Raw genomic sequence first — 11,101 nt, 5'->3', positions numbered from 1 at the left:
AGGATGCCCGCCAATCAATCGCGGGTTCTGGCTGCCGCCCATCCGGCGCGGCTCGCCGAATCTGGTCATCATATGGGGAGTAAAAAGCATGAATAGGGTGGTTACTGAGGGTTCTGTTTTTTCGGCCCGCCGAGCATTGATGGTGGCGGCTGTGGCGCTGTCCTGCGCTGCCACGGCCCCGGCATTGGCGGAGGATGAGGTAGGGGGCGCTCGCCTGCCGGAAGTGATAGTAACCGGGGCAACCGAGCAACAGGCGGCGCGCCAGCCGGGGGCCGTTGCTCAGATAAGCCGAGAGGAAATGGACAAAACCCAGCCCAAGTCCACGGAAGAGGCCCTGCGCAGTGTGCCGGGTGTGTACATCAAGCAGGAAGAAGAGACCGCAGTGGTAGTTAACATCGGTGTTCGCGGCCTCAGCTCAGCTGACTACAAAACATTGGTACTGGAAGACGGTGTACCTGTGGCGCCGGGCCTGTTCGTCGGTAACGGCCGTTACTACAACCCTCGCATCCAGCGCATCGACAACATCGAAGTGCTCAAGGGGGCTTCATCGCTGCGTTATGGCCCGAGCACCATTGGTGGTGTGATCAACTATCGCACCAAGCAGCCAGCGGATGGGGTGGTGTTGGAAAGCAGTGTGGGATCGTGGGACACATACAAGAATATGGTGGAGCTGGGAGGCACTGCCCCCTCCGGTGATGGCATATTCGGTGCTGTGCTAAGTACGGCTAAAAGTGATGGCTTTATGGGTAAGGGCTATGACATGTCCGATGCGATGATCAAAGCCGGCAGTGCAATAGGTGAGGATCAATGGGTCGGCGTCAAGTTCAGCCATTATGAGAACGACGCCAATATTTCCTACCGGGGTCTGTTCCTTGATGATTACAAAGCAGGCAAAACCTACAACCCGGCCCCGGATGATTGGTTCCTTACTGGCCGTACGTCATTCGATCTGAACCATGCATGGGATGTCAGTGCCACGGTAAGGGTTAACACTCTGCTCTACTGGAGCGAGATGTACCGGGACTACTGGCGCTATGCCACGGATAACCCTGCCTCGGTCAGTGCCGGCCGCTGGGTGTATACCAATAACCTGAATGGCAATAACCGTGCATTTGAGCGCAAGGGGGCCGAAACCCGTATAACCGTGCTGAATCAAATGTTTGGGATAAACGGCGAGGCAGAAGTGGGCCTTCGCTACATGGTCGAGACCATGCATGACCAGACCATCGGTGCTACTCGTGCCACGCCTCGTACCGGGACAATTAACCGTGATCGGGTTGATTCGGCAGATAGCTACGCAATTTTTGCCCAAAACCGTTTCGATATGTCGGATCGCCTGTCCGTAACTCCGGGGGTGCGGGTGGAGCACTACCAGCAGTCTCGCAAGGATCTGCGAGTGCCGGACAGTGCCAGTACCTCGAATACGGAAGTGATCCCCGGTTTGGGCGCTACATTCCAGATGAATTCATCTGTGCAGCTGTTTGGCGGCGTATACAAGGCTTTCGCTCCGGCGCTCAATGGCGATGCCTTGGATGGTCTACAGGATCAGGATCTGGAAGCAGAGCGTTCCATCAATGTGGAAGTGGGCCTGCGTGGTCGCGATGGTGCATGGAGTTATGAAATGGCTGCCTTTCGTATGGATTTTGATAATCAAATCATTCCGGCTAACAGCACCAGCGTTTTCCAGAACACCAATGGCGGCAAGACATTGCACCAGGGCCTGGAGGGTGGGGTAGGTTATCAGTTCAATGGTGGCTTCAGTGTCGAGGCAAATGCTACCTGGGTGCCGGTGGCCGAGTTTGTTGGTACCCGTTTTGAGCCAGACGGTATCACCATTGATATCCCGGACGGTAATCGTGTCACCTATGCGCCGGAGCTGGTTGCCAATCTGGTGCTTGGCTACACGGCGGGCAACCTGAGAACCTTGCTTAGCGCGAACTACACCGGCTCGCAGTACACCGACACGGACAACACCAAGGCCATTCAGGAAAATACCTCTGGCTTCTTCACCGGCCAGGTGGAGGCCTATGCAACGGCAGATCTGAGTGCTCGCTATCAGGCCACTGCCGATCTGGAGCTGTTTGGGTCGGTCAAGAACCTGACCGACGAGAGATACATCGCCAGTTTGCGTCAGGGTATATATGTTGGCCCGGAGCGTAGCGTTGAGGCAGGCTTCCGCTATCGTTTCTGAGGGGTGGCCGGTTGCTGCCTTTGCAGTCACGGGAGGCAGCGGCAGGCGCAGCGGTTCAATGCTACAATCGCTGCCCCCGGCCCCCCATTAGGAGACCCCCATGGACATCATGCAAGTCATCAAAGAGCAGATTGAAGGCAACCCGGTCATTCTTTACATGAAGGGTACGCCGCAGTTTCCCCAGTGTGGCTTTTCTGCCCGGGCGGTGGAGGTGATGACTTCCGTTGGTCAGCCGTTCGCCTATGTGAATATCCTTGAGGCTCCGGAAATCCGCGCGAACCTGCCACAGTATGGTAACTGGCCGACTTTCCCCCAGCTGTGGGTCAAGGGTGAGCTGGTTGGAGGTAGTGATATCCTGCTGGAGATGCACCGTAGTGGCCAGTTAGCCGAGATGGTTGAGGCCGCAGCAAGCGCCCAGTCGGAACAGTGATAGCAAAGGTCATCACCGTTGCGGTGATGACCTCTATCCAAGGCTGCTAGGAGAACTCTTTCCGTTTTGGATTGAGAATATTGAAGTTGATTTGCTCAATGATTTCGTCCGGATTGAAGACGCCGCTGTCCTCATACAGACGAATTATTTTGGGCAGCTGCCCAACCCCGTCCTGACCTGCGGGCAGCGCGTAGTGGCGCACACTGGTGTCAACGTCGTTAAGGCCTTCCAGCTCAATGTAAATGGTGATTTTAGGATAGCGCTTGCAAATCCTGATCACGTCGACCAGACATTTCTTGCGCAACTTATCCATGTCCCGCTGGACCATTTCCGGGGTCACTCGGCGCTGATCAATCTTGAGTATTTTCTCCAGCCAGGTGACTACTGCTCCTCGTTCTTTGTTGACATCCATCACCGCATCGCGGAGCTGATCCTTCATATCCTCCATGGCCGGCGTGTAAGCATCCAGAATCTTCTTGAATTCTGAATAAAGCATTTCCGGATCAAGCAATGGATCTGCACGCTGCGCACCACCCGGAACAAACAGTGTGTCTCTGCGTTTGTCCATCAGTGACAGATACGCCATCATCTTCAGATCCAGATCCTGGGCGGCGGTACTGAAGGTTGCGGCGAACTGGCTGCTGAAGTCGCGGACTTCACATGCCAGCTGGATAATGAACTGCCGCAGGTGGTGAAACAGGTATTCGAAGTCGTCTCTGGTTTGCGCCATCTCTTTAAGGGCTTTAGGAATCTTGGCAAGAATCTGTACCGTCAGAGCCTGCTCGTACTGCAGGATTTTCTCTGCAATTGCTGCCTCGAGCTCCGTGCCGTCGGCGCTAATTTCTCTTCTCAGTATGGGGCCGAGCTTTTCGGAGTAGGCCTTCTCCATTTCCTCCACCAGCTCAGTGATTCCCGGGCTAAGCTGGCGCTGCAGGGTTACGATCCTGCTGATACTCCATTTCAGATGTTCTATCAGCTTTTCATTGCGGATCTGAACTGCAGGTATGGCGACCACGTTGAAATAGACGACTTTGCCCCCCATTGCTGACTCTTCATTCAGGAAGCGCCGGGCAGAAAATGGATTCTGGCCAAAGTTGCGTACCGGACCGACCATGAACCAGGCCTTCTCGGTGCGGATAACATCGCATTGACGCACTCTGGCTTCTTTGGCCACGTGTTCGCGTATCAGCTCCTGTGAATCATTGTCCAGAGCGGAAAGGGGCGTGCTGCGGAAGCGATAGCCCTGCATCATCTGTTTAAGGTAAACGTGAGCGAAGTAGTAGCGGATGATATCGCTGGTCAGGCCGCGGCGGTTCTCTGCAACCTGAAACTCACTGCCACGAACAATCAATACCAGATCATCCAGCAGCGCCTGACGCACTGCCTTCTTCCCTTTCTGCAGGGTAAGGTTTTCCTGAACATCAAAGTTGTCAATGATGCTGATACTGCTTTCCATCAGGTCAGCAAAAGCCTGAGGGTCGCGGGTGGTGCGTAGCATTTCCTCGGCCTTGAGCAGCTTGGCGACTACTTGTTGCAGGGCTGCGCTTGAAATGCTGGTGCTTAAGCCGGCGACACTCGGGCGACCCTCAAAAACAAGGCGCTTCGATTCCTTGTCGTGGGTAATCCCCTTTTCAGAAAGGTAGTTGGAGAACGCATAGCTACGCTGTGGCGCCGTCATGGTTTTGAAAAGTGCTACTACTTTCTGATACCAGTCGGGATCGAAAAGCGGGTCGAGCTCTCGCAGCTCAATGGATGTTTCGCGCGACAGCCTGTGGTCGGCTACAGATAGCAAGCTGCCGCCGACGGTCGGCGCCGGTCGGGACTTCTGTTCGCTCATCTGGGCCTGAGCTTTCAGTGCCACTGATGCAGAGCTGACAATCGATTCGGGGTCTTTTTTGCCGGTCAGAATCTCGCGAAGCACCTGCGCCAGTTCCTGTGCGGAGGCAAAGCGCTTTTCAGCCTCTTTCTCCACCATCCGTTCAAACAGTCGCTGGTAACGACGGAATCGCCCAGGGAGATTCGGAATAGGGTCCTTGCAGTGCATTACTGCGAGAGTGGTGTAGTCCGCGTGCTCGTAAGGCACTCGTCGCGCCAGCATCTCGTAGAACATGATGCCAAGGGAGTAGATATCGGCGCGACCATCCAGCTGACGGCCCTGAATCTGTTCCGGGCTCATGTAGCTTGGGGTGCCAAGTACCTGACCGACCATAGTCACCTGATCGGCACCATTTTGCAGGCGAGCGATGCCAAAGTCGGTCAGGACCGCCGAGCCGTCCTCGCGAAACATGACGTTGTCTGGCTTGATGTCGCGATGGACGAAGCCCTTCTCGTGGACCAGATGCAGGGCATCGCCCAGCTGAGCGAGGATATTCAGGCACTCTTCTTCTTTCAGTCCGGCCTTGATACGGGCTTTAAGGTCACCGCAGGGCAGGTACTCCATGATCATGTAGTAGCTGTCGTCAACCTTGCCGAAATCATAAACCGGAATGATGTGCGGGTGGCCCATGCTGGCAACGGTCTTGGCTTCGCGCAGGAAGCGCTCTACGAACTCCTTGTTCTCGGCAATCTGTGGCAGCAACACTTTGATAGCAACTTTGCGGCCAAATGACTCCTGAGTGGCCAGATAGATTCTGGCCTGTCCCCCAACCCCGATTTCCCCGTGAACCTTGTACCCGGGCAGATTCAGCATGTCCCTCACCCCACCGCACCATGCGGCCGTAGTTATTCCTTAGTCCTTGTTATTGCCCTGACGAGCCCCCTGCGATAATGGCAGTCTAATGCCGCTTCGTGAACATGCAAGACCTTCTCGAATGCTGCGGTAGTTCTGTTAGAGACCGAACTCCTTACTAAAGTCCATATCATCATCACGGATACTGACTGGATTTTTCGCCAGCGTTGGTGGCATCTCGGACGGGGGCACCGGAGGCCAGCCACCAAGAGTGTGCCAGTGATTAACAATGGTGCAGAACAGTTCGGCAGTGCGCTGGGCGTCGTAAAGTGCCGAGTGGGCTTCGCGCTGGCTAAAGGGAATGCCGGCCATTTCACAGGCCTTGGCCAGCACCGTCTGGCCGAACGCCAGACCCGCCAGAGAAGCGGTATCGAAGCAGGAGAAAGGATGGAAGGGGTTGCGTTTGTGATTGATGCGGCCGGCAGCGGCCTTAACGAAATCACTGTCGAAAAAGGCGTTATGACCAACCAGCACAGCCCGGTTGCAGCCCTGAGCGCGCAATGCCTCGCGTACGGCATCAAAGATATTGTTTATGGCGACACTTTCCGGTACCGCCCCGCGCAGCGGGTTGTGAGGGTCAATGCCAGTGAATTCCAGCGCTGCGGGTTCAAGATTGGCGCCGTGAAATGGCTCCACATGGTAGTGATAGTAGCGGCCCGGCTGCAGTTTGCCGTCTTCGTCCATCTCCACCAGAACGGCAGCAATTTCCAGCAGTGCATCGGTTCGGTGGTTGAATCCGCCGGTTTCCACATCCACCACCACGGGTAGGAAGCCACGGAAGCGGGCAGCTAGCGAACTATTACGGTCATTCATGGGGGCTCCAGTCAGGGCGCTCATGCTAACCGATCCCGGCCTGCGAGAAAAACGCCGGTGCATGGATAACTGGGCGCTGGCCCCCTACAATACGCGCCCTGTTAAACCGAATTCTCACCACGGGGTGCTGCATGTCCGATATCAAGAAGGTGGTTCTGGCCTATTCCGGAGGTCTCGATACCTCTGTCATCGTCCGCTGGCTGCAGGAAACCTATCAGTGCGAGGTGGTTACATTTACGGCTGATATCGGTCAGGGCGAGGAGGTCGAGCCGGCTCGGGCCAAGGCTCAGGCGATGGGGGTGAAGGAGATTTATATCGAGGATTTGCGCGAGGAGTTTGCCCGCGACTTCGTGTTCCCCATGTTCCGCGCCAATACTGTTTATGAGGGCGAGTACCTGCTGGGGACTTCCATTGCCCGGCCGTTGATTGCCAAGCGCCTGATCGAAATCGCTAATGAAACCGGTGCTGATGCCATTTCCCATGGGGCCACCGGCAAGGGCAATGATCAGGTCCGTTTTGAGTTGGGTGGCTACGCCCTTAAGCCAGGGGTCAAAGTGATTGCACCGTGGCGCGAATGGGATCTGACTTCCCGTGAAAAGCTCATGGATTACTGTGAAAACCACAATATCCCCGTGGACTTTGCCAAGAATAAGAAGAAGTCACCGTACTCGATGGATGCCAATTTGCTGCATATCTCCTATGAAGGCGGCAATCTGGAAGACCCGTGGTGGGAGCCGGAAGAAGATATGTGGCGTTGGAGCGTTAGCCCGGAAGCTGCACCGGACCAACCAACTTACGTAACGTTGACTTACCAGAAGGGTGATATCGTTGCTATTGATGGCAAGCCCACCAGTGCTGCGCAGGTTTTGGAGCAGCTAAATAAGGTGGCCGGTGCCAACGGTATCGGTCGTCTTGATCTGGTAGAAAACCGCTACGTTGGTATGAAGTCCCGTGGCTGCTATGAAACCCCTGCCGGTACGGTAATGCTCCGCGCCCACCGTGCTATTGAGTCGCTGACGCTGGATCGTGAGTCTGCTCACTTGAAAGACAGCATCATGCCCAAGTACGCGGAGCTGGTTTATAACGGTTACTGGTGGTCGCCAGAGCGTTTGGCCATGCAGCAGCTGATTGATGCGACCCAGGAATATGTAAACGGCGAAGTGCGAGTGAAGCTGTATAAGGGTAATGTCATCGTGGTTGGTCGTCGCTCTGATGACAGTCTGTTTGATCCCTCGATTGCCACCTTTGAAGATGATGCCGGCGCCTATGACCAGAAGGATGCCGAAGGCTTTATCCGTCTGAACGCCCTGCGCTTGCGCATTGCTGCCAAGAAGGGCCGTCGCATGCAGTAACGCGGGCTTTGCTTGACGTTTGCTTCAGGACGCCCGACGCTAGTCGGGCGTTTTCGTTTGTGCGTCTGAATTGAGGAGATGGCTGTATGCGCATTCTTCACACCATGCTGAGAGTGGGTGATCTGGATCGTTCCATTGCTTTCTATACGGAAGTGCTGGGCATGCGTTTGCTACGCCGCAAGGATTTCCCGGAGGGTCGCTTCACCCTGGCTTTTGTCAGCTATCAGGATGAGTCTGAGGGGGCGGCTATTGAGCTGACGTATAACTGGGATACCAAGCATTATGATCTCGGCACAGGCTATGGCCATGTGGCGCTGGCCGTAGAAGATGTTTATGCCGCCTGTGATCGAATTCGAGAAAAAGGTGGCAGGATTACTCGCGAGCCCGGCCCTATGAAACATGGCAGCACCGTTTTGGCATTTGTGGAAGATCCAGATGGTTACAAGATCGAGTTGCTCGGAGAAAAGCACTAAGGCTGACTTTGTTAAACAGGCGCTGTGGGTATCAGAGCCAATATTTTTCGTCAGGAAGTAAAGCATGCAGACAATCGGTTGGCGGGAGTGGGCAAGCCTGCCTGCGCTTGGCATAGAGCACATCAAGGTTAAGGTCGATACCGGTGCACGTACTTCGGCTTTGCATGCCTTCGAAGTAAAAACCTATTTTGAGGATGGTCAGGAGTGGGTGCGGTTCCGAATACACCCATTACAAAAGAACACGGAATTGGTGAATGAATGCAGCTGTCCGGTTCTGGCGCGCCGTCAAGTGACTGATTCCGGTGGCCACACGGAAGAGCGTATAGTGATTCGCAGTGATGTGGTTATTGGTGCTCACCAGTGGCCTATCGAGATTACCCTGACGGATAGAGAGAATATGAAATTTCGCATGTTGCTTGGGCGCACTGCGATGACGGGCCTGCGGGTAGATCCTAATGAATCCTTTCTGCTGGGACGTAGAAAGCATCACAAGAGTTGACCATGAAGATTGCTATTTTATCGCGTAACAAAAATTTGTATTCCACTCGACGGTTGGTCGAGGCAGGACAGGCGGCGGGTCATGAAGTGCATGTCATTGATACGTTGCGCTGCTATATGAGTATGGCCTCGCACAAGCCAGAGATTCACTATCGTGGACAAGTGCTGGAAGATTTTGATGTGGTTATTCCTCGCATCGGTGCGTCGGTGACTTTTTATGGCACGGCAGTTTTACGCCAGTTTGAGATGATGGGTGTCTTCCCGGTAAACGAATCCGTAGCCATTACGCGTTCCAGAGACAAGCTCCGCTCTCTACAGCTTTTGGCTCGTAAAGGGATTGGTATGCCAGTGACTGGCTTTGCTAATGCGCCGGATGATATTCCCGATCTGGTTAATATGGTCGGTGGTGCGCCGTTGGTGATTAAGCTGCTTGAGGGTACTCAGGGTATTGGTGTAGTGCTGGCGGAAACTCGCCAGGCGGCCGAGTCGGTGATTGAGGCCTTTATGGGCCTGTCTGCCAATATCATGGTGCAGGAATATATTAAGGAAGCAGGCGGCGCGGATATCCGCTGCTTTGTGGTAGATGGCAAAGTGGTTGCTGCTATGAAGCGCCAGGCCAAGGAAGGAGAGTTCCGTTCCAACTTGCATCGGGGTGGCAGCGCCAGTCTTATTCGTATCACGCCGGAAGAGCGGGCTACCGCGGTGCGGGCCGCGCAGGTAATGGGCTTGAATGTGGCCGGTGTGGATATTCTTCGCTCGGAGCGTGGACCATTGGTGATGGAGGTTAATTCATCGCCAGGACTGGAAGGTATAGAGAAAGCGACCGCCAAGGACGTGGCTGGTTTGATTATCAAGTTTGCTGAGCGCAATGCCCGTCCGCACCGGACGCGTACTAAAGGAAGCCGTGGATGAGTGCCGAGGAAGTTGCTGTTCCATTCGAGCTTGCTGGTGTTAGCGTGGCGCCGGGCCGGCGTACGGTAGTTGAAATGCCAGCGGCGCAGCTCTATACCAATACGCCTCTCAATATTCCTGTGCATGTGGTGCATGGCCGCCGCCCGGGGCCGGTATTGCTGGTCTGTGCTGCCATTCATGGCGATGAGCTAAATGGTGTGGAAATTATTCGCCGAGTGCTGCAGTCGCAAAGTCTGCGGAATCTGCGTGGCACTCTGGTGGCTGTGCCCGTGGTCAACGTTTTTGGTTTTATCCACAAATCTCGCTACTTGCCAGATCGGCGTGACCTTAACCGCTGTTTCCCCGGCTCAGAGACTGGCAGCCTTGGTGCGCGTATGGCCTGGTTGTTCAAGAACCAGATTCTGGACCGCTGCACGCATGCCATCGACCTACACACTGGGGCGGTTTATCGCAGTAATCTGCCGCAGATTCGGGCCAACCTGGATAGTAGTGCAACGGCTGAGATGGCTCAGGCTTTTGGTGTGCCACTAATCCTTAACTCGGTGCTGCGTGACGGTACTCTGCGGGAAGTGGCGGAAGCCCAGAACATTCCGGTAATTACCTATGAGGCAGGTGAGGCACTACGTTTTGATGAGGCAAGCATTCGCGCCGGTGTCCGGGGGGTGATCAATGTTATGCGTCATCTCAGCATGGTGGCTCCAGCGCGCAAGCCTCATCCTTTGGTAGAGCCGTCGGTGGCGCGTAGTTCGCTTTGGGTGCGTGCGGAGCGTGATGGGGTCTTTCGTTCGTTGGTGGCCTTGGGTGACCGGATTAAGAAAGATCAGCTGCTGGGCAGGATTAGCAGCCCATTTTCCAGTGATGAAATGCAAATCCTGGCACCCTGTGCCGGTATTTTGGTGGGCCGAGATAATCTGCCGTTGGTCAATGAAGGTGAGGCCCTGTTCCACATTGCCCGTTTTGAAGAGGTAAAAGAGGTTGCTGAACAAGTACAGGCTTTTGCTGCCGATATTCTTGAAGGGGTAACACTGGGGACATCAACGGAACCGCCGATTGCGCCCTGATCAGTAATCGGGGCGCTTGCTTGGCGGGTACTCGCACAGATCTTCGATGATGCAGCTGCCACACTTTGGTTTGCGTGCTACACAGGTGTAGCGTCCATGGAGGATTAGCCAATGATGTGCATCAAGCTTGAACTCTTCAGGGATTACCCGCTCCAGACGCCGCTCCACTTCCAGGACGTTTTTGCCGGGTGCAATTTTCGTTCTGTTTGAAACCCGAAAAATATGGGTGTCCACGGCAATGGTGGGCTGACCAAATGCAGTGTTCAGCACCACATTGGCGGTTTTTCTACCGACCCCTGGTAGAGCCTCCAGGGATTCACGATCCTGGGGTACTTCACTGTTGTGCTTGTCGATAAGGATGCGGCAGGCCTTGATCACATTCTCGGCCTTGGAGTTGAACAGGCCGATGGTCTTGATGTACTGCTTCAACCCATCCACGCCGAGGGCAAAAATCTTCTCCGGGGTATTGGCCACGGGAAACAGCTTTGCAGTCGCCTTATTGACTCCCACGTCTGTTGCCTGAGCTGATAGCGTAACAGCCACCAGCAGCTCAAAGGGTGTGGAGTAGTTCAGCTCTGTCCTTGGCGCCGGGTTGTGATCGCGCAGCCGGGCAAAGATTTCTGTTCTTTTGGCGCGGTTCATC

10 protein-coding genes are annotated in these 11,101 nt (G+C 54.9%); 7 read left to right on the top strand and 3 right to left on the bottom strand.

All coding sequences use genetic code 11. The annotated features are described in order from the left end of the window. The first annotated feature begins 88 nt into the window (after positions 1 to 88). Positions 89 to 2,191 carry a TonB-dependent receptor domain-containing protein gene (locus J1C54_RS10480; protein ID WP_229147196.1) on the top strand — a complete coding sequence of 701 codons (2,103 nt, stop codon included), beginning with the start codon at positions 89 to 91 and terminating at the stop codon, positions 2,189 to 2,191. A 100-nt stretch (positions 2,192 to 2,291) separates the two neighbouring features. Next, a complete protein-coding gene (gene grxD, locus J1C54_RS10475) occupies positions 2,292 to 2,621 on the top strand; it encodes a Grx4 family monothiol glutaredoxin (RefSeq protein WP_229147195.1) in 330 nt (109 codons plus the stop codon). A 46-nt stretch (positions 2,622 to 2,667) separates the two neighbouring features. Here the strand turns inward: grxD and J1C54_RS10470 are convergent, their stop codons facing one another. Together J1C54_RS10470 and rnt are read right to left on the bottom strand one after the other, a co-directional pair. Next, positions 2,668 to 5,310, bottom strand: coding sequence for a serine/threonine-protein kinase (locus J1C54_RS10470; protein WP_229147194.1), 2,643 nt, complete (start codon positions 5,308 to 5,310; stop codon positions 2,668 to 2,670). Positions 5,311 to 5,448: 138 nt separating this feature from the next. Next, the gene (gene rnt, locus J1C54_RS10465; RefSeq protein ID WP_229147193.1) at positions 5,449 to 6,162 is read right to left on the bottom strand and encodes a ribonuclease T; all 714 of its coding nucleotides are present in this window, start codon (positions 6,160 to 6,162) and stop codon (positions 5,449 to 5,451) included. A gap of 131 nt (positions 6,163 to 6,293) precedes the next feature. On the opposite strand from rnt, the gene J1C54_RS10460 reads away from it, so the two are divergent. The 5 genes from J1C54_RS10460 to J1C54_RS10440 all read left to right on the top strand — a co-directional run bounded on the left by J1C54_RS10460 (position 6,294) and on the right by J1C54_RS10440 (position 10,458). Next, the gene (locus J1C54_RS10460) at positions 6,294 to 7,514 is read left to right on the top strand and encodes an argininosuccinate synthase (RefSeq protein WP_229147192.1); all 1,221 of its coding nucleotides are present in this window, start codon (positions 6,294 to 6,296) and stop codon (positions 7,512 to 7,514) included. A gap of 86 nt (positions 7,515 to 7,600) precedes the next feature. Beyond that, positions 7,601 to 7,987, top strand: coding sequence for a lactoylglutathione lyase (gloA, locus tag J1C54_RS10455; protein WP_229147190.1), 387 nt, complete (start codon positions 7,601 to 7,603; stop codon positions 7,985 to 7,987). A gap of 64 nt (positions 7,988 to 8,051) precedes the next feature. Further along, complete coding sequence (locus J1C54_RS10450; RefSeq protein WP_229147189.1) at positions 8,052 to 8,486, top strand: ATP-dependent zinc protease; 435 nt, start codon at positions 8,052 to 8,054, stop codon at positions 8,484 to 8,486. 2 nt (positions 8,487 to 8,488) lie between these two features. Next, positions 8,489 to 9,397, top strand: coding sequence for a 30S ribosomal protein S6--L-glutamate ligase (gene rimK, locus J1C54_RS10445; RefSeq protein WP_229147188.1), 909 nt, complete (start codon positions 8,489 to 8,491; stop codon positions 9,395 to 9,397). Next, positions 9,394 to 10,458: a succinylglutamate desuccinylase/aspartoacylase family protein gene (locus J1C54_RS10440; protein ID WP_229147187.1), complete on the top strand. Its 1,065-nt coding sequence runs from the start codon at positions 9,394 to 9,396 to the stop codon at positions 10,456 to 10,458. Before rimK ends, J1C54_RS10440 begins: the two co-directional genes overlap by 4 nt. Here the strand turns inward: J1C54_RS10440 and nth are convergent, their stop codons facing one another. Continuing rightward, on the bottom strand, positions 10,459 to 11,100 hold the full coding sequence (nth, locus tag J1C54_RS10435; protein ID WP_229147185.1) for an endonuclease III: 642 nt from the start codon (positions 11,098 to 11,100) through the stop codon (positions 10,459 to 10,461). Between the last annotated feature and the right edge of the window lies 1 nt (position 11,101).

Origin of the sequence: Alcanivorax sp. 1008 (assembly GCF_020667895.1) — a bacterium.
Taxonomy (GTDB): Bacteria; Pseudomonadota; Gammaproteobacteria; order Pseudomonadales; family Alcanivoracaceae; genus PGZG01.
This window is presented reverse-complemented; position numbering and strand designations above follow the sequence as displayed.

What these genes read in the sequence shown, in the direction of transcription:
- J1C54_RS10480 (WP_229147196.1), top strand. Translation starts at nt 89, where the DNA reads ATGAATAGGGTGGTTACTGAGGGTTCTGTTTTTTCGGCCCGCCGAGCA.
- grxD (WP_229147195.1), top strand. Translation starts at nt 2,292, where the DNA reads ATGGACATCATGCAAGTCATCAAAGAGCAGATTGAAGGCAACCCGGTC.
- J1C54_RS10470 (WP_229147194.1), bottom strand. Translation starts at nt 5,310, where the DNA reads ATGCTGAATCTGCCCGGGTACAAGGTTCACGGGGAAATCGGGGTTGGG.
- rnt (WP_229147193.1), bottom strand. Translation starts at nt 6,162, where the DNA reads ATGAATGACCGTAATAGTTCGCTAGCTGCCCGCTTCCGTGGCTTCCTA.
- J1C54_RS10460 (WP_229147192.1), top strand. Translation starts at nt 6,294, where the DNA reads ATGTCCGATATCAAGAAGGTGGTTCTGGCCTATTCCGGAGGTCTCGAT.
- gloA (WP_229147190.1), top strand. Translation starts at nt 7,601, where the DNA reads ATGCGCATTCTTCACACCATGCTGAGAGTGGGTGATCTGGATCGTTCC.
- J1C54_RS10450 (WP_229147189.1), top strand. Translation starts at nt 8,052, where the DNA reads ATGCAGACAATCGGTTGGCGGGAGTGGGCAAGCCTGCCTGCGCTTGGC.
- rimK (WP_229147188.1), top strand. Translation starts at nt 8,489, where the DNA reads ATGAAGATTGCTATTTTATCGCGTAACAAAAATTTGTATTCCACTCGA.
- J1C54_RS10440 (WP_229147187.1), top strand. Translation starts at nt 9,394, where the DNA reads ATGAGTGCCGAGGAAGTTGCTGTTCCATTCGAGCTTGCTGGTGTTAGC.
- nth (WP_229147185.1), bottom strand. Translation starts at nt 11,100, where the DNA reads ATGAACCGCGCCAAAAGAACAGAAATCTTTGCCCGGCTGCGCGATCAC.